Source organism: Labrenzia sp. THAF191a, assembly GCF_009363335.1.
In the GTDB taxonomy this organism is placed as follows: domain Bacteria; phylum Pseudomonadota; class Alphaproteobacteria; order Rhizobiales; family Stappiaceae; genus Roseibium; species Roseibium algicola.
This window is the reverse complement of record NZ_CP045333.1, coordinates 940,680-958,616: the sequence shown is the minus strand read 5'-3', so window position 1 is coordinate 958,616 and position 17,937 is coordinate 940,680. Positions and strand designations below refer to the sequence as shown.

Annotated in this window: 18 protein-coding genes; 10 read left to right on the top strand and 8 right to left on the bottom strand. The window is 59.8% G+C overall.

What is annotated here, in order from left to right:
* The first annotated feature begins 241 nt into the window (after positions 1–241).
* Together FIV05_RS04450 and FIV05_RS04445 are read left to right on the top strand one after the other, a co-directional pair.
* The gene (locus FIV05_RS04450) at positions 242–598 is read left to right on the top strand and encodes an STAS domain-containing protein (RefSeq protein WP_173013769.1); all 357 of its coding nucleotides are present in this window, start codon (positions 242–244) and stop codon (positions 596–598) included.
* A 52-nt stretch (positions 599–650) separates the two neighbouring features.
* Entirely contained in the window at positions 651–1,076 is a 426-nt protein-coding gene (locus FIV05_RS04445) for an ATP-binding protein (protein WP_152508796.1), read from the top strand.
* 27 nt (positions 1,077–1,103) lie between these two features.
* On the opposite strand, the gene FIV05_RS04440 is transcribed toward FIV05_RS04445, so the two are convergent.
* Entirely contained in the window at positions 1,104–1,964 is an 861-nt protein-coding gene (locus FIV05_RS04440) for a SpoIIE family protein phosphatase (protein ID WP_173013768.1), read from the bottom strand.
* Positions 1,965–2,279: 315 nt separating this feature from the next.
* Between FIV05_RS04440 and FIV05_RS04435 the strand changes: the two genes are divergently transcribed.
* From FIV05_RS04435 to FIV05_RS04405, 7 genes are all read left to right on the top strand, one after another.
* The gene (locus FIV05_RS04435) at positions 2,280–2,801 is read left to right on the top strand and encodes a hypothetical protein (protein ID WP_022999188.1); all 522 of its coding nucleotides are present in this window, start codon (positions 2,280–2,282) and stop codon (positions 2,799–2,801) included.
* On the top strand, positions 2,798–3,976 hold the full coding sequence (locus FIV05_RS04430; RefSeq protein ID WP_152508794.1) for a class I SAM-dependent methyltransferase: 1,179 nt from the start codon (positions 2,798–2,800) through the stop codon (positions 3,974–3,976). Before FIV05_RS04435 ends, FIV05_RS04430 begins: the two co-directional genes overlap by 4 nt.
* Positions 3,973–6,357, top strand: a complete 2,385-nt coding sequence (locus FIV05_RS04425) for a SpoIIE family protein phosphatase (protein WP_152508793.1) — start codon at positions 3,973–3,975, stop codon at positions 6,355–6,357. Before FIV05_RS04430 ends, FIV05_RS04425 begins: the two co-directional genes overlap by 4 nt.
* Before the next feature lie 3 nt (positions 6,358–6,360).
* Positions 6,361–6,906: an ATP-binding protein gene (locus FIV05_RS04420; RefSeq protein ID WP_152508792.1), complete on the top strand. Its 546-nt coding sequence runs from the start codon at positions 6,361–6,363 to the stop codon at positions 6,904–6,906.
* A gap of 31 nt (positions 6,907–6,937) precedes the next feature.
* The gene (locus FIV05_RS04415) at positions 6,938–7,276 is read left to right on the top strand and encodes a hypothetical protein (RefSeq protein ID WP_022999184.1); all 339 of its coding nucleotides are present in this window, start codon (positions 6,938–6,940) and stop codon (positions 7,274–7,276) included.
* A gap of 540 nt (positions 7,277–7,816) precedes the next feature.
* Positions 7,817–8,512 (top strand): ribonuclease activity regulator RraA, encoded by a 696-nt coding sequence (locus FIV05_RS04410; protein WP_152508791.1) that lies wholly within the window; start codon positions 7,817–7,819, stop codon positions 8,510–8,512.
* Between the two features lie 48 nt (positions 8,513–8,560).
* The gene (locus FIV05_RS04405) at positions 8,561–9,745 is read left to right on the top strand and encodes an ATP-grasp domain-containing protein (protein WP_152508790.1); all 1,185 of its coding nucleotides are present in this window, start codon (positions 8,561–8,563) and stop codon (positions 9,743–9,745) included.
* Here FIV05_RS04405 and FIV05_RS04400 read toward each other — a convergent pair.
* From FIV05_RS04400 to FIV05_RS04370, 7 genes are all read right to left on the bottom strand, one after another.
* Complete coding sequence (locus FIV05_RS04400) at positions 9,730–10,719, bottom strand: Rieske 2Fe-2S domain-containing protein (RefSeq protein ID WP_152508789.1); 990 nt, start codon at positions 10,717–10,719, stop codon at positions 9,730–9,732. The genes FIV05_RS04405 and FIV05_RS04400 overlap by 16 nt on opposite strands.
* Positions 10,716–11,864, bottom strand: a complete 1,149-nt coding sequence (locus FIV05_RS04395) for a GNAT family N-acetyltransferase (protein ID WP_152508788.1) — start codon at positions 11,862–11,864, stop codon at positions 10,716–10,718. The genes FIV05_RS04400 and FIV05_RS04395 overlap by 4 nt, the downstream gene beginning before the upstream one ends.
* Positions 11,861–13,132, bottom strand: coding sequence for a CoF synthetase (locus tag FIV05_RS04390; protein WP_152508787.1), 1,272 nt, complete (start codon positions 13,130–13,132; stop codon positions 11,861–11,863). The genes FIV05_RS04395 and FIV05_RS04390 overlap by 4 nt, the downstream gene beginning before the upstream one ends.
* Positions 13,129–13,902 (bottom strand): MBL fold metallo-hydrolase, encoded by a 774-nt coding sequence (locus FIV05_RS04385; protein ID WP_286202264.1) that lies wholly within the window; start codon positions 13,900–13,902, stop codon positions 13,129–13,131. Before FIV05_RS04385 ends, FIV05_RS04390 begins: the two co-directional genes overlap by 4 nt.
* A 47-nt stretch (positions 13,903–13,949) precedes the next feature.
* Positions 13,950–14,936 (bottom strand): NAD(P)-dependent oxidoreductase, encoded by a 987-nt coding sequence (locus FIV05_RS04380; protein ID WP_152508785.1) that lies wholly within the window; start codon positions 14,934–14,936, stop codon positions 13,950–13,952.
* Positions 14,937–14,938: 2 nt separating this feature from the next.
* A complete protein-coding gene (locus tag FIV05_RS04375; RefSeq protein WP_286202263.1) occupies positions 14,939–15,895 on the bottom strand; it encodes a 3-oxoacyl-[acyl-carrier-protein] synthase III C-terminal domain-containing protein in 957 nt (318 codons plus the stop codon).
* A gap of 212 nt (positions 15,896–16,107) precedes the next feature.
* The gene (locus FIV05_RS04370; RefSeq protein WP_022999174.1) at positions 16,108–17,085 is read right to left on the bottom strand and encodes a GlxA family transcriptional regulator; all 978 of its coding nucleotides are present in this window, start codon (positions 17,083–17,085) and stop codon (positions 16,108–16,110) included.
* Positions 17,086–17,213: 128 nt separating this feature from the next.
* On the opposite strand from FIV05_RS04370, the gene FIV05_RS04365 reads away from it, so the two are divergent.
* Positions 17,214–17,924: a GntR family transcriptional regulator gene (locus FIV05_RS04365; RefSeq protein WP_031268723.1), complete on the top strand. Its 711-nt coding sequence runs from the start codon at positions 17,214–17,216 to the stop codon at positions 17,922–17,924.
* Positions 17,925–17,937 lie beyond the last annotated feature (13 nt).

The window sequence follows — 17,937 nt, the reverse complement described above, 5'->3', positions numbered from 1 at the left end:
GGCCCGTCGCAGCGTCTGGATAGCTGTCCCCGGCAAGCAGACCGAACGCGAGCCGGATCGAGAGTGGCCGGGAAGTGTGCAGAAATTTGCTTATCCCTGGTCTCGTAGCCTTTCGCGTGGTGCGCCTTTATAAAATGTACAAGTTTCACGCTGAAATTGCGTGGCAGATGCTTTCATCGGTTGAAACCGGAGGCTGCCGGCTTTCGCAGTCCGGGCACCGATGCAGATTTGGGAAATGGCAATGACCGCAGAAGTCGCAGAAATCACCATCGGCCACGAGACGGACGGCGACCAGATCGTTGTTCGTCCTGTCGGCAAGCTGGACACGCTCAGCGCAAAAACCTTCGAAACCTATCTGAAGAACCTGATCGAGGAAAAGCCGGCAACCTTGCTGATCGACATGGGGCAAGTGGACTACGTCACCAGTTTCGGGCTCAGATCACTGTTGATCGTTGCCAAGCTTCTGGCTCCGTCCGGAGACAAGCTGGTGCTGTTTCAGGTGAACCAGTCCGTGGTCGACGTCCTCAAGATCTCCGGCTTTCTGAAGATCATGCAGGTGGCGGAAAGCCGGGAAGACGCAAAGGCGCTGGCGGGTTGAGCGAAGCTCACGCCCAGCAGATTGATTTGACCAACGGCCGGCAGGGAACGGGATGGTGGATCTCGAGACGGTGACAGTTCGAAACGACCTGGAGGACCTGCCGGCGGTCTATACCGTGCTGGAGCGGTTCTGCACAGGAGCGGGCCTGTCCGACGCGGTCCGCCGTACCCTGTGCCTGGTCGTTGAAGAGCTGTTCGCCAATACCGTTGCCTACGGCTATCCGGATGGCGGCAAGGACCAGATCGCGATCTCGGCGGCGCTTGGGCCGACACACGTCAAGCTCGTCCTGTCCGACAGGGCGAGACCATTCGACAACAGCGGCATGCCGTCCGGTCCACCGGAAGCGGACACAGTCGAGGACATGGGCATTGGCGGTCTGGGCCTTTATCTGGTGCACCAGCTGGCCGATGACGTGGCGACCCAACGGATCGGAAACGTCAACCACACCACGGTTCTGGTGCCTCGCGCCAAGGATTGACGGGCGCCTTGCTGCAAGGCGGTTCCCTCAGAAGGCAAATTCCATCATGGAGAAATCGTCCGGCAGGGGCGCATTGTCGTGGAATGCGGCCAGCCAGTCGTAGATGGCTTGAGGGACGGTTCCGTCCACGGATTTCGATTTGTCCGCGAGCTCGGCCCAGGTCAGTGTCCGGCCATCCGCATCCTCGATTTCATAGGTGCCGTCACTGATGACGAGCAATCGGTCGCCCGGGCGAATGTCGAATGTACCGCCATCGAATTCCATATCGGGGATGGCGCCGATAACCATGCCTTCCGGCGTTCCGAGGCCGATGACGTCCAGCCCCGATGCCGAAGGCCGCATGAGAATGGCAGCAGGGTGGCCGCCGGAGGCGTAGGCCAGTTGCCGGGTCGAGCGCCGGTAGACGCCATACCAGATGGTGAAGAACATGTTGTTCTGCCGTTCCATCGGAAAGGCATTGTTCAGTTTGGCAAGAACGTTTGCCGGGTCACGAAAATCGGTGCCCCCAAGCGCATTCGAGCGCAGAACGTTGATGATCGCGACAGACAGCAATGCGGCCCCGACACCATGGCCGCAGACGTCGATCAGATAGATTGCGAAATGATCGTCGTCGAGGTCGTGATATCCGAACGAATCACCGCCCAGTTCGGTTGACGGCACCAGAAGCCAGTCCGCTTTCGGGGCTTCCGGTCGCCTTTCCGGCAGGATGGAATAAACATAATTGCCGGCATCACGAAGCTCCGCTTCCAGGCGCTCCTGGGTGCGGGTCAGCAAGATGTTGTATTCAGCCAACTGGTCTTCCACGGCTTCGCCATGTTCGATCGTTGCCTCGTAAAGCAGCTTGAGGTCGTCATGTTCCGCGCGCAATTCCTCAAGTTCTCTGCGCACTCGCGCGAGTTCGCCAGCGGAAGTGTCTGGTTGGGCAGCGGCGCCAAAATTACTGGTGCTTGTCATGTTGTAAATATGATGCCTTTACGGACGCGCGGTGGAAACCCAAAGTTTAGAGTTCTGCTGCTATGTTAATGAAGCAGAAAACATTGGAGCAATCGCGGTTGATATATCCTTGGCAATGAGCGACACCGTATTGTTAAATACATGAATTATCGATGACACGAGTCCAATCGACCAAAATTTCCAGCTTTCTCGTATAACAGAAGTGCATCGCTTTGAGGTGCAATTGACCACGCCAGCGGGGGAATAAAAATGCAGGCACCTTCTGAAGGCATATCATCTAATTCCGGTCTGCCGCAGATGATTCACCTGGATTTGGACATCAAGGATTTTTGCACCGACTGGACCCATTGCGATCTCATGTCGGGATACATTGCCCGGATGGTCAGCCACAACCGGCTGGATTCGCTCCTGTTTTCCAATCTTTATTCGTCGGCTTTGAACGAGTTGCTGGAAGCGGTGTACCGCACGCACGGCTCGGGCGGCAAACTGCAATGCGCAGTTCAGCGCGACGGCAATGTCGACAGGATCGAACTGACTTTCCCTGCGGACGAAGAAACCTACAAGATCTATGAAACCGCCATTGCGAAGGTCAACGGCGAGGACGCCGAAACGCTTTATCTGGAAGCGCTGTTTGCCGACGCCGAACCGGATGCGAGCCTGGGGCTCCTGGAACTCGGCGTCGACTATGGCGCCCGGCTTGCCATCGGACGGAGCGAAGACGGCCGCATGAGCCTGGTTGCAGAGCTCGTGCTTGAGGACGACACTGAATGATCGCTGATAATATGACACAGGCCTTTCAATGGACCTTCAACGAGAACGATCAGGAGTTCTCGCTCCATGGCAGCTTGCGCCCGCAGCGGGCCGAGGAACTGCATGGCTGCTTTTCCGCGATGGAACAGTCCGTCGCCAAGGTGAGCGGAAAATTCTACGTCAACGTCAGGCGCCTGGTGCGCATGAACAACGTCGCCTTCCACGCATTTGCCGGCAAGATCCTGGATCTTGTGCGCAACCGCAGCGACCTGAGCGTTCATGTGACGACGTCGAGTGTCGTCGGCTGGGCAACGCGCAAGTTCGCCGTGCTGGAGACGATGTCCGAAAAGATCACCGTCAGCGAATACGACAACGAATTCTACCCGGGACAGTCCTTCGTCGAGGACAGTGAATTCATTCATGTCCTGCGGACACAGACCAAGCTTACCTGGCGCCATGAGAAGGAACTCCTTCGCCGCCACGGCCTGAAGCCTGGGATGCAGGTGGCCGACATTTGCTGCGGCATCGGCGATTTCGCCGTGCTCCTGCAGAAGGAGTTCGAGCCCGACCGGCTTGTCGCGCTGGACCATTCCAGATCCAGCCTCGACTACGCACGCCGTGTCGCCGCCGACTTCGGCATCAAGGGCATTGACTATGTCTTTGGCGACGCCGCGGACATGCTGCTGGAGGACAATCAGTTCGACTTCGTGACCTGCCGCCATTCCCTGCAGGTGTTCGATCAGCCGGAACTGATCCTCAAGGAGCTCTACCGTATCTGCAAGCCGGGTGGCCGCATTTACGTGACCAACGAAAAGAACTCCCATTGCCTTGGCGAACCGAGATCGGAATCTATCCAGTGGACCTATAACGAGGTCGCCAAACTCTGGCACCATTTCGATATGGATATCGAAATCGGCCCGAAATGCCGGCGTCTCCTGATCGACGGTGGTTTTGAAAACGTCACCATCGGCTCCTTCATGGTCACCAACACCGACGGCGACCCGCAGGATTTCGCCGACGTCATCGCCTCGTGGAAAAATCTCTTTGCCGGCAAAATGGCGCAGGAACGCGGCGACAGCCCCGAGTTCATCGAACGCTTCGCCAAGGGTTTTGATGATCATATTTTCGCAGCGCTCCACCCCAAGGGGTATGCGGGTTGGCCGATCTGGGTTGCCTCGGGGCGTAAGCCGCTATGAATGCACCGGTAAAGGGCCCTCAGAGTGAAAAGCAGATAGGTCGCTTTTCCCTGCGAAGCTTTCGCGCCAAGTTCATTCTTGTCGTGGGCGTGGCGGTGCTGTTCGATCTGGCGCTTGCCGGTGGCATCGGCATCTGGAACGTGCAGAAACTGTCCAGGGATGCAACGGAGCAGGTCGGTGAAGGCCTGACCACCGCGACCGAAGACTATCTGGAAACCTACATCGACACGACCGCGTTCCGCGCCGACCTTCTGATCGAGCGCGTTCATTCGGAACTTGCGACGCTTGCCTCGTCGATGCAGACGCTGATCGACCACCCGGATATCCAGGAAGCGGTCGGCAACACGATTGAAGACAGTTCGGAATTTTCCTCCGGACTGGTCTACGACGAAAAAGGCGGCTGGTCGCAGAACACAGAGGGTGTTCCTTCCGCAGTCAGCGTCTGGGGCTACTTGCTCGATGAAGACAAGAACCCGCTTCCCAAGGCCGCCGATGAGCTGAAGCACAGCTCCTTCCTCAGCCTTGTCGGGCCTTCGATGATGTCGACAGGCGCTCCCAAGCTGCAGATCTATTATGTCGGCCCCAAGGACGCGTCGATCATGCGCGCGACCCCTTATTCGGAACAGGCGCAGACATTCGACCTGCTTTACCCCGGCCATAACGAAGGCGCGAACTTCTGGGATTTCTTCTTTCCCGGGGTCTACGAAGGTTGGCAAGGCTGGATCAAGGATCCGTCTTCCAAGCCGGTCGAATCCAATATCGTCACCACAGCTCCCTACATCGATGCGATCACGGGCAAGCTGATCGTCAGCTTCTTCCATCCCCTGTGGACGCAGGATCGCAAGGATGTTGCGGGCATGGTCGCGGTCGACATCACGCTCGAACAGCTGACTTCGCTCGTCGAAAGCCTTGAGATTTCGGAAAGCGGCTTCGGCTTCCTGACGATGTCCGACGGCAACGTGGTGGCAACGCCGAAAGCCGGCGAGGCCACACTGGGTCTGGTTTCGAGCGACGTCAGTGGCCAGGGTGTTACCGGCGTGAACCGGAACCTCAAGGAAAGCAGCCAGCCCGCCATCTCGTCTCTTGAACTCAGTGCCAAGGACGAGACCGTCATCAAGCACATCTTCCTTGAAAATGACGGTGAAGAGGTCCCCTATCTTCTGGTCCTCAAGCAGCTCAACCCGACCAACCTGTGGGATGGAACCGGCATCACCTCGGAAACGATGACGCTGGGCTTTGTCGTTTCCGAACGCGAGATCTACCAGTCGCTGATCGATGCCACCAACAACATCTCCGAAGCGACCGCCCGCATCCTGAACTACCAGCTGATTGCCTTCTGCGTCAGTATCTTCGTGGTGTTCGTTGCGGTCTATGCCATTTCCGGCCGTATCACCAAGGGCTTGTCGCAACTGGCTGCCGCAGCGCGCGCGCTGCAGAACAAGGACTATTCGGTTCGCGTTGCCATTCCGACCCGCGACGAAGTTGCGGCCGTGGGGCTTGCGTTTAACCGGATGGCGGAAGAGATCAGCTATCACACGGAGAACCTTGAAAATCTCGTCGAGGAGCGGACCAGGAAGCTGGAAACCGCGAACCACGAGATCGGCGAGCTCAACAAGCGGCTGAAATCGGAAAACCTGCGCCTCGGGGCCGAGCTGGATGTCGCCAAGCGCATTCAGGAAATGGTTCTGCCCCGGCTGAGCGAACTGGAAGTCATCCCGCAGATCGAGATTGCCGCCTTCATGGAACCGGCAGACGAAGTCGGCGGCGATTACTACGACGTCCTGTTCGACGGCAGCCGCATCAAGGTCGGTATCGGCGACGTGACCGGCCACGGCCTGGAAAGCGGCGTGTTGATGCTCATGGTGCAGTCGGTTGCCCGTGCGCTTCAGGAGAAGGGGGACAAGGACCCGATTGCCTTCCTGGATGTGCTCAACCGCGCTGTCTACAAGAACATCACCCGTACCAATTCCGACAAGCACCTGACCCTTGCCTTCGTCGACTACGAGGACGGACAGGTCACCTTGTCCGGCCAGCACGAGGAAGTGCTGATCATACGTGCCAATGGCGAAACCGAGCGGATCGACACGATGGACCTCGGTTTCCCGGTCGGGCTGGAGGCCGATATTTCACCCTTCGTGGCCACACTGGATCTTGCGTTCGGACCCGACGACATCCTGATCCTGCATACGGACGGGATCACGGAAGCGGAAAATGCGAAGGGCGAGATGTATGGCCTCGACCGGCTTGCCCAGAGCGCCCATGAAAATCGCGAAAAATCCGCTAAAGGTATTGCCGCGGCGGTCATTAATGATGTGAAGTCGCATATCGGCGACTACAGGGTATTTGATGACATCACTCTTGTTGTCTTGAAGCATAGGTAAGGCATGGTCGAGGATTTTGGAGAGACGGCTGCTTTGAACGGCGGAGACGCGAGACAGTTTTGTCTCACGCTGATGGCAGAGCCGCTGGAGCTGAGCTGGCATCATTGCGGCCTGACATCGGATTTTATCGGTGAATATTTCAGCAGGGCTTGCGGCAAAGACATCGATCCTGTCGATGCGCGGCACAGCATCAGTTACATGATCAACGAGATTCTGGAAAATGCGATCAAGTTCCGTCACGGCGGCGACATCGCGATTCACAGCTCGCTGGAAGAACAGACGTTTGAAATCCGGATCGTGAACCGGATCGACCAGGAAACGGCCGTCAAGTTTCAGGGGCACCTGAAAGCCCTGCTCGACCGCGAACCGGGAGAGCTGCTCCTGGAACGCATCGAGGAGAACGCCCTCAACCCGGACTCCTCCGGCTCAGGCCTGGGTTTGCTCACACTTATGAGCGACTACGAGGCCAAATTGGGCTGGTCTTTCGCGTCTGAGCGTGTAAGTGAAGGCGTTGAGTTGACGACATATGCTTCTTTGCGACTTTCCTGATCGCTGACATATTCCAAAGGAAGAAATCACAATGGAAATCAGCACGAACGATTACCGCGTTTGGACTGAAGGCTCCGCCATCCACTACGAAGGAACGATGCGGCTTTCAGGAACAGATGCCTACGCACCTATTCTGGACATCATGAATTCCGTTCTGGCGGCCAAGCCGGAACTCATCACCATGGACCTGACAAGCCTGGAATTCCTGAACAGCTCCGGCATCAATCTGCTCGCAAAGTTCACGATCGAAATCAGAAAGCAGCCGGAAGTCGGCGTTCGGGTTCTGGGCTCCAAGTCCATTCCCTGGCAGTCGAAATCACTCCGCAACCTGCAGCGTCTGCACCCGGCGCTTGAACTGACGATTTCCTGATCCCGCACTCGGGCGCGTGAGGACGTGCTGATGCAAGCGCAACGGAAATGCCCGCAGACTTCCGGCCTCGGTTTCAAGAAGGCCGGATGAATTGCGCATGTCGCAGGCCTAATATCCGTCCTCGTTGCAACAGGCTTTCAGTCGTCCCGCCAGTCTCCCGGACATGATAGTGAAAATCTCGGCAAGGCCATCCTGATCACGGCGCAGGCCGCAGCTGGCGCTATCAGTGCCGTGAAGGTTGCCTGCAAAGCGCCGGTCAAGTGATCGGGCAGGGCTCGTAATCCTGCTCAGAGCCTCAGGCCATGAAGTTCCGATCGCCGCGGTGCAGGGCTTTCCACAGCTCGTGATCCGCCAGGCCGGTTCCTGACTTTCCCGTTTCAAAAATCCCTTGGCCGGCAATGCGATCCGGCGGAATATGCCGGTTGATCCGCCGGCTCCCGTGCCGCGGGCAGCCCACCCTTGGCAGGACTGGCGGCATCGCTTTTTGGGTACTGTTTCTGTTCTGCTGCTTCTTGTCAGCGCCATCTTCCGGAGGCCTTAATGACCCTGTCCGCTGAAGCCGTCGAAATCCTGAAATCCGTCAGCACGGCGACACTCACCACGATCCTTCTGAAAAAGGGACTGCGCAACGTCTGGATCCGCGGGGCGATGCCGCTTGATCGCTCCAGACCACGGATCGTCGGGCCGGCATTTACCCTTCGTTTCGTGCCTGCGCGTGAGGACCTGGCAACGCCCGCGTCCTGGGGCTCTCCCATTTCGACACGCGCGGCCATCGAGGAGATGCCGGAAGGATGCGTCGCGGTCATCGATGCGATGGGCATCCGCGATGCCGGTGTCTTCGGCGATATCCTGTGTGCCCGTATGCGCAAACGCAATGTCGCTGGCATGGTCACAGACGGCACAGTGCGCGATCTGACCGGTGTGCTGGCGTCGGATCTGCCGGTCTGGTGCAGCGGTGTCTCGGCCCCGCCTTCGGTGGCCGGTCTAACCTTCGTCGGCTGGCAGGAAACCATCGGCTGCGGCGGCGTTGCGATCATTCCGGGCGATATCATCGTGGCAGACGGCGATGGTGCGGTCGTGATCCCTGCCGCCACGCTTGATGACGTGCTGAAAGAAGCCCCGGAACAGGAACGCATGGAGGCCTGGATCGTCGAGCAGGTCGACGCAGGTGCGAAGCTGCCGGGCCTTTACCCGATGAACGAGGAAACCAAGGCGCGCTACGAAGCCGAACGCTGAGGGGCGTCGGATGCCGGGATCTGCATTCGATAAGGGAATCTGACGACGATGCAGCCCGGCTGCCATGCCTCATCCGGCCAGACTGTTCTGATAACAGGTGCTCGCGCGCCTGTTGCCCTGCATCACGCCCGGCTGTTTCATGCCGCTGGTTGGCGTGTTGTTCTGGCCGATATGCCCGCGCGCCCAGTCTCCCGGGCAAGTCGTGCCTGCGCACTCTATCAGCGTCTGCCATCGCCAAGGTTTGATCCGGAAGATTTCACTGATGCGCTCGAGGCGCTGATCGAACGCGAAAAGCCGTCCCTGATTGTCCCGACTTGCGAGGAGATCTTCTACCTGGCGGCAATTCGGGAGAGGCGTGGCCTTGGGGCGGAGCTGTTCGCGCCAGGTCTCGACCTGCTTCAGACGTCCCACAACAAGCATGACTTCATCAGGTTGTGTGAAGGGTTCGGGATTGCCGTGCCCGAAACACAGCTGCTGACATCTCGGCAAGATGTCACCGACCTTGGCAAGCAGGCCGAAAACCTTGTGTTCAAGCCCGTCTGGTCGCGCTTCGCCGGTCAGGTCCTTGTTTCGCCAGCGTCCCGCAAGTTGAAGCAGGTGGTGCCGAGCGCTGCAATGCCCTGGGTCGCCCAGGAACGGTTGGAAGGAGACGAGATCAGTGCCTACGTTCTGGCGCGCATGGGCAAGGTGCTGGCAATGTCGATGTACCGTTCACTTTACCGGGCCGGTGCTGGCGCGGGGATCTGTTTTGAACCGGTAACGGACCCGGCAACACGGGCTTTTATCGAAACATTCGTCGGGAACACCGGTTGGACAGGGCAGGTTTCGTTTGACCTGATGCGCCTTGATGACGGCTCTGTGCGCCCGCTGGAATGCAATCCGCGCGCGACCAGCGGCCTGCATTTTTTCAAGGACGCGGACCGGTTCGTCCGCACGCTTTTGCAAGGTGGTGACGAAGTCTTGCCGGACGTAACGGGCATTCAGGCCGTGCGGCTGGCCATGTGGGTCTACGGTCTGCCTTCAGCGCTCCGCTCACGAGATTTCGCCCGTTTCCGGGAGGTTCTCGGTGCGGCCGAGGAGATCCTCCGAACCAAGAACGATCCGTCGCCGGGGTGCGCGCAAATACCCGCCTTGCTGGAAATCGCGACCATAGCCATGCGCAACCGCATCAGTCTTCAAAGCGCCACCACGAGGGACATCGAGTGGAACGGGCCGGATCAAAGTTCGATGTAGGCGCTTCTGGGGGATACTGCCGCACCTGGCAGATCGCCTTTTTCAATTGCCTCGATGTCCCTTCGCAAATAGTCGAGCGGTCCGATCAGAGGTTTTGCGTTCGGAAAGCGCGCCGCGTTTTCAAGTGAGGATTTCAGCACGCGGCGGTCTTGTTCCAGAGCGATGCGGAACATCGGCTGGAACATCCAGGACTTGACTAGGTCGAGCAGTCCCTCGTTCGGTCCGATCAGGCAACCGATACCTTCAACAAGTCCGTCGGCCGCCTGCCGCAAATGGAAGGTGGTTGCCAGTGCAAGGCCGTTTTCGCCCCAATATTCCAGCTCGGCGATACCGGGAAAGCGATACCGCCCGACAGTCCGCACCCGCCCGGCTTCCAGCAGCCTGCTGATCAGGCCATGCTGCTGGTCCTCCCCGGTATAAACCGCCTCGACCCAGCCAGGCCCACCGGTGATATCGACCCGAACCCGATGCCGCTTGCTGCTGAGGCCGCGCAGCAGGCCCTTGTGGGTGAAATGGGTGTGGGTCGCATCGAGGATGTTTTCGGCAGCATCGATCAATGTCGAGTTGGTGCTGCTGCGCACGAGGCGCACCACTGTCTTTCCGCTTTCCATCGGATGCAGGTAGGGTTCACCTGAGGGGTCTCCATTGGAAAGAAAGACCACGCCGTCCTTCACGAAGGTCTTGAGGCCGGAAATCCGGTACCCCGGCACGTCGCCCATGTGTCCCGGAATGGCGGTGCAGCGTCCGTCGCCGTCAAAACGCCAGCCGTGATAGGGGCATTCGATCTCGCCTCCGACGACCTTTCCTTTCGACAGTTCCATCAGCCGGTGCGGACAACGGTCGGCCAGAGCCGAAATGCCGGATGCACTCTTGAACAACACCACAGGTTCGCCGCCGAATTCGACACGGGCCGGTCGGCGCTTCAAATCCTTCACGAGCGCCGCGGCCTGCCAGAAATCCTTTGATGAAGTCATAGGTCGAAGGCCTCCAGAAGGGGAATGCCGATGCGCGACAGAAGTTTTTCGAGGCTTCGCACTGCCAGTTGCCTGCGCCGGGACAGATGACCCGCATAGACGGCGTTGAACTCGATTTCCGGTTCTGCCCCGCGCAGCCGTTTGAAGTGGCCGGCGCCCGCGCTCATGTTGAAAAAGAGAGTGTGCCGGTCTGCAATGTCCTGGCCTGCCGCCATGACCAGCCGGTAGAGCCCGTCTTTCATCGGCAGGCGGGTGTCGTATCCAACCAGCGGCTGCGTCAATGTGCAGCCGTTGGCAAAGAAACCGGCTACAGCCACCAACTGGCCGCTGTCATCGCGATAACCAAGCAGTTGGAACAGGCCTCTGCGGTGGCATTCCCGGATGTAGGTTGCGGTGTACTGCGGATTGAGCGGTGTGTACTTGTCGAGATAGAGCATCTTGTAGAGCTCCGCGGCACGGTCAAAATCCGAACCCTCGAAGCTGTCGTTTTCCGCGAGCCGATAGGGCGTCTGTTGCATCAGCCTTGTGTCGTAGTGGCGGTTTTGCGTCGGCCGTCCTGGCGTTTGGTCACCGGAGTAGAGATAGATCCGTCGTGCCGCCAGAAGCCTGAACCCAGCTTGCCTGAGGGCGTTCATCGATGACCGGTCCGCCCGGTCATTGAGCGAGCGGATGACAATGGCATGCTCCGGATGGCGCTGAGAAAGGGTACTGGCGATCTCGCGGGCTGCGGCTGCATCGATTTCCGGAACTGGATTGGTTGATAGCAGCCAGTTGTTCACCTGCACCTGTCGATCAAGCCCGCTGGCCGCGATCAGCGGCGCACAGGCCCGGATCAGCGGTCGCACCAGATGGTAGGTCAGTGGCGACTTCAGGAAATTGCGCGTTTCCTCGATTGCATAGTCGATATAGGCAGCGCTGGGTGAACAGATGTAACACGTCGGCGGACGGCTCGGTTCGTTGATCGTCACCGGAAAACACCGCCCTGCAATCTCCAGCGAGCTGACACGCGTCGTGAGGTTGGCAACAAGATCAGGCATGGCAAAGTCGTTGCACAGACGGACAAAGGCATGAACGTTCTCCGGGGCGTTGCTCACACCTCCGTTGACCGACGTATCCCGCATGACTGGATCTTGCGTTGTGGTCATGATTGAGCCTGCCGCCTTATCCGGCTTTCCACCCGCCGCAGTTTGCGGGTGCTTTCCAGGGGCAGCCTTTCCCGGCGGAGCGAAATTGCTGGCACGAGGTCCAGTGCGCTCAGGGTTTTGCCAAGTGCCGAAAGGGCCGCTTCAGCGCTCGTCTCCGCCACCTCCGGTGGCAGTAGCAGGGTCACCGATCCATCTGCTTCCTGCACAAGGCGAAAATCGGAAATCTCGCGGGAGGCATCCAGAACCGAATTGCGCAGAATGTCGGGCGTAACCGGCACGTCCGTTCCCGCGTCGCTGGTGAAGATGAAGATATCGTCCATCCTCCCGATCACTTCATCAACCGTCTGAAGCGGCGAGCCGCAGGTGCATGGTGTCGACGACAGGCGCAGGAGATCGTTCATCCGGTATCGTGCCATGATCTGGAAATCGCGGCGAAAGCCTGTCACCAACGGAGTGACGAGATCGTTTGCGACCGGCTCGAACTCGAAAAAATTGGCATCCTCGGCAAGATGCAGGCGGCCATGGGCACACGTCACGGCAAAAAGGCCTTCGGTTGCCATGTAGATCTGCCCGAGAGGAATGCCGAACCTCTTCTCGACAACGACCCGGTCGATCGGGTCGAGCGTTTCCGCACCTGCATAAAGCTTGCGAGGGGCAAGTCGGTCCGACGTTTCCGCCAGGTGCCGCAACACCCTCGGCGGTGCGACGATGGTCGTCGGATTGAAGGTTTCCAGTTGGTCCAGCCAGGAAGCGATGCCATGGCGCAGATCGAAGAACCGCAATTGCAGTTGCCGCAGTCTGGCCGGGCTTTCGTAAAGCGAGGAGGACTGCGGCAGGATGATCGCAACCCGTTCCGGATGCCAGAGAAAGCGGGGTAAGGTCTTGGCCAGAATAGTGCCGAGCCAACGGAACCGTTCTGGTGCGGTAATGGCGTAGAGGCCGCGGTTGCCGCTGGTGCCCGTACTGGCTCCGATGTTGATCCCGTTGATCTCGCCGCCCGCCTCCAATGCCTGCCATCCGGCCTCGGCGGTGATCCGGGCCCTGTTGAAGGCCTCGAACCGGCTCATCACGATGGCTTTGTCGATCACCGGCAGTTGGTCGAGGCGTGGCGGCGCGTCGCGGTAGAAATCGACCTTGGGAAGCGACCGGCGCAACCAGCCATCCAGTCGACGTTCCTGCCAGTCCTCGAAAGCCTTTCGAGATCGGCCACTGCGGCCGGTCCAGAGGGTTTCGGCAAAGGCAATGCCAGTCTGAAAACGCCCGCTCATGCCGAAACCTCCGGCAAATCGTATGGACTGTCGGACGGATCATGGCACAGCAGAACATCGCCGCCTTGCTCCCGGAAGGCGGCAACCCGGCGGCTGCTTGCCGCAAGTGCCCGGCGATCCGAAGCGACAAGAGCCGCGGGCAGTCCGGGGGCCTTGCCGGGTTCAAGCGCTGCCGCACACCATTGGGTGTCGACCGCATAAAGCAATGGCACCGGCTGTGCGGCAAAGCAAATGCCGAAATGGCCTTCCGCATGACCGGGCAGATTGACGGCCAGCGTCTCACCATCCCCAAAGAGATCAGCCCCTTCGCCAAGTCCATTGGGAGCGGGCTTGACCGGCAGTTGGTCAATATCGACGATCCGGCTGGAGAGATCCTGTGGCAGCAACTCGTCAAAGACGCCGTGGCGCAGATTGGAAAACCTTGAGCGCGCCTCGATACGAGCGTGCACTGCTGCCTTCGCATAGATCCTCGCCTTCGGGAAAAGGTGAAGCGCGGCAACATGATCGGCGTGAAAATGGGTCAGCACGATGGCTGCAACATCTGCTGTGCTTGCGCCCAGGCGATCAAGCACACGGGTGGGCTGGTGCTCTTCGATCAGCTTCGGTCGGAGCAGACTGGCATAGATCCGAAGCGGCAGACTGCGCCCTGAACCTTCCGTGACCCGGGGGCCGTAACCTGTATCGATCAGCACCAGTCCGGCAGTCGGGTGCTGGTGAACCCCATAGCGTACCTTGAAGCGGAGCGGGTGACGCCCACCCCTACGGACCACCAACCGCTCCGGCGCGGAAACAAAAGCGCTGTTTGCAAACACCGGGGTCAATGGGCTTTCCCTTCGCCAAGTGTTTTTGCAAGACCGCTTTCGAAGTCGATCTGCGGTCGCCAGCCCAGTAACCGCTCCGCCTTGGAAATGTCGAGGCTCTGTCGGAAGGCGAAGAGCCCGAGCGTATAGGGTGTCGCCAGAGGTTCGCCGGCGCCAGGCACGATCAGACTTGCCGTCTCCAGAAGCCTGGCCGCCAGGACAGCCGGGGCCAGGGGGCGGTTCTGCCAGCGAACCGGAACGCCTTTGGCGGCACAGACACGCTCGACAATGAAACGCACCGGCAAAGGTTCGCCTCCGGAAATGTTGAACGTCTCGCCTTCGCATTCAGGTGAGGCTTCAAGGGCCGTCTCGATGGCTGAGAGCAGATCATCGACATGGGTCAGGTCGATGGAGGCAGCTCCATTCCGGAAAAACGGCAAGGGCCGCTTGTGGGCCGCGGCAAGCAAACGCGGCAGAAGGGTTGTGTCACCGGCGCCGTAAAGGCCGCGTGGACGCAGGTTGATCGGGCCAAGGTCGGCGCGGGTTAGCACCAGCCGTTCGGCCTCGGCCTTTGTCGCCGCATAAGCGTTGATGGGCGGCGGCAACAGCGCATCTTCCCGGACGTTCTCCTTGTCCTTCATCTCGAAATAGACGGTGGGCGAGGAAATGTTGACGAACCGCCGCACGCCAAGCTTTTCCGCAAGATCAAGCAGGTGTTTTGTCCCGGTGACATTCGCCGACATAAAGGCGCTACGTCGTCCCCAGGGCGCGGAGAGCGCGGCGCAATGAACAATGTCGCCGACCGGACCAAAAGGCGCAATTTGACCCTTGTCGCAGGGGTTGGAAAGATCCATGCGAACGACGTCGAAGCCCTCGGCCTCAAGGTGCTGACACTGCAACTCGCTGCGGCCAAGAGCGATCGGGTTGGAGCCTTTGGCGCGCAAATGACGGATCAGGGCTCCGCCCAGAAATCCCGTTGCTCCAGTGACCAGCAAGCGCCCCATGGTCAAACCTCAAGGGCCATGCCGCCGAAGGTCACACCGGCCGATGTCCCGAGCAACAGCACGCGCATGCCGGGCTCGATCCGGCCCTGGCGCCAGGCAATGTCGAGCGCGGTTGGCAGCGATGCTGCAATCTGGTTGCCGTGGGTGCAGCCGATGTCGACCACGCGGGTGCGCTCCATGCCGGTTTCCCGGATCATGTGCTCCAGCGCGAGCGGGCTTGCCTGGTGCGGAACGACGAGGTCGATATCCTGCCGGGCCCATCCGGCTTTCGACAGCAGCTGGTCGACGAACTGCGGAAAGTGCTTGTGCGTGACACGGAAGAGGTCCTTGCCGTCCATGTGGAACACGGCATGCCGGGCGAAGGCCTCGTGGTCCTTGTGAAAATCGAACCGAGTGCCTCCGGCCCCGATCTCGCATGCAGCATAGGCGGAGGGGTAGGTTCGCAGCAGCGAGGCTGCAATGCCCGGGCCATCACTGCCTCCTGTCGTCAGGACGACGGCAGCCGCGCCATCGCCGAACAGGGCGGCAACATCGGGCTGGTCTTCCCAGGGCAGTGCGCGCGAGGCAATGTCCGCGGCAAACACCAGCACCGACGTTGCTTGCCCCAGCGCAAGTTTGTTGGCGGCAAGCTCGAAGGCGGTCAGGAAGGAAAGACAAGTCGCATTGACGTCGTAGGCCGCCGCCGTGCCATCGGCAAAACCCAGTCTCTGCATCACCAGTGGCGCGGTTGCCGGCAGGGTCTGGTAGGGAATACCGCACGCACCGAGGACGAGATCGACGCCCCGAGGCGCCTGGCCTGCCTTTTCAAGCGCGGCTTGGCAAGCCGCAACCGCCAGATCTATCTGGCTTTCCTCTGCTGCGACAAACCGGCTTGAAACGCCGGACAGTTTTTGAAGATGTCCGGCAGGAAAGCCCAGCTGAAGATCGAGGGCTTCCGAGGTGACGGACTTTGCAGGCAAGGCATGTCCAGTGCCTGCAATTCTGACGGGAAGAATGGATGCGGCCTCCGTTTGCGCTCCGGTCCGGACCGGCTTCAGACAAGGATCTAAGTCACGGGCCGAAGACACGCAAGGAGGATGGGGCATTGGACCAGGCGGAGAAGCCGGAACCGGCTTGCCAGGAATAGGGGCCGCATTTCAAAACGCGGGCAGATCGCAGCCCCAGGACCCGGTCATGCCCTTTGAAACGCAGCCTGTGTACCCGCGGAGCAAAGACGCTGATTGTGCGGCGTCACGCCGAACCTGTTTTGGTAGGTGCGGATGAAATGCGAAGCGGATTCGTAGCCGCAGGCCAGGGCGATCTCAGACACGGACCGTTCGGTCTGCAGCAGAAGATTGCGGGCACGCGTCAGCTTCTGGTCTATGGCAAACCGTTTCGGCGACACCTTCAGGTGTTTCTGGAACAACCGCTCAAGCTGCCGGGTGGAAATGCCGATCTTGCGGGCGATCTCGGATGTCGGCAGATAATAGGGCGCGCTTTCGTTCAACAGACGAATTGCCTCGGCAATATGCGGGTTCCGGATTCCGTGCCGCGCCTGTAGTGAAATCTGCTGGGCCGCGTTGGCAGGCCGAACACCGGAATAGACCATCATGTCCGCAATCGCGACCGCCAGGTCCGTACCGTGGGCTTCGCCGATCAGGTGCAGCATCATGTCGGTCGCCGCGGTGCCGCCGGATGCGGTGACGAAGGCCTCGTCCGTGACGAAGACATTCTTGCACAACTGCACGTCCGGAAAGGTTTCCTCGAAACTGTCGTGGAACGACCAGTGAATGGCTGCGCGGCGGTCGTTCAACAAGCCAGCCTTGGCAAGAATGTAGGCACCCGAACAGATCGCACCGATCTGGGTGCCCCGGGCACGCTCCCGCCGCAGGAAGCTCAGCACCTCCGGCGCCGCCCGGTCGCCGACATTCTGACCGGAGATCAGGAACAGGCTGGAGCGCGCGGGCAAGGGACCGAGGCCCTGATCCACCAGCGTCACGGTTCCGTTGGAGCAGACCGCCCTTTGACCATCGGGTGAGGCCAGTCGCCACCGGTAGATTTCCTCTCCCTGAAGCAGGTTGGCGATACGCAGCGGCTCCACCGCGCAGGCGAAGGCGATATGCGAAAAATCTTCAAGCAACAGGAAGGTGACGTCAGTGGTTCGGGACATGTCGCTTTTCTCCGGCCTCTGTCGCCTCTGGCCGATCACGGCCTTTCGGGCGCATGTATTATTATTGTGTTGATATTGTACACATCATGTATACAAACGAGTCAACTGAATTCGGAATGGAGCGTCCCATGCCCCCTGTACGCGGCACGGCAAAGTCGAATGCCTATGAGGATCTGAAACGCGCGATCCTGACATTGGAGCGCAAGCCCGGCAGCCCGCTGGAAGAAACCGATCTGTGTGATCTCTACGGCCTCTCCCGCACACCTTTGCGCGAGGTGCTGCAGCAACTGGCCGGTGAAGGCTATGTCACGCTGCAGCTCAATCGGGGTGCGCGCGTTTCCGACATGACCCACTACACGCTGCGGGACTTCTTCCTTGCCGCACCGTTGATCTACAGCGCCGTGCTTCGGCTCGCCGCGCAGAACGCGACGCCGGCACAGATCGAGGAACTGCGTCAGGCGCAGAAAGAGTTCCGGGCCGCCATGGCAAGTGGCGACGTGATTGAACGCGCACTTACAAACGACCGTTTCCACCGCATCACCGGCCACATGGCGGGTAACAGTTACCTGCTGGCGAGCCTTGACCGGTTGCTGATCGACCATACCCGGATCGGCATGACCTTCTTCCGCCCCAAGTCCGGTGCGAAGGAAGATCGCCTCGAGCTGGCCGGCCGCCAGCATGACGAGATGATCGAGGCGATCGAGCAGGGCGACGACAACCGCGCCGCGGAACTGGCGCTGGAGCACTGGGCTCTCTCGCGTGACCAGATCGAACTGTTTGTCATGCCTGAAGGCCTGGAAGCTCCGCTCGGCATCCCACCCAAACTCAAATCCGCATGAGGCAGACACCGCG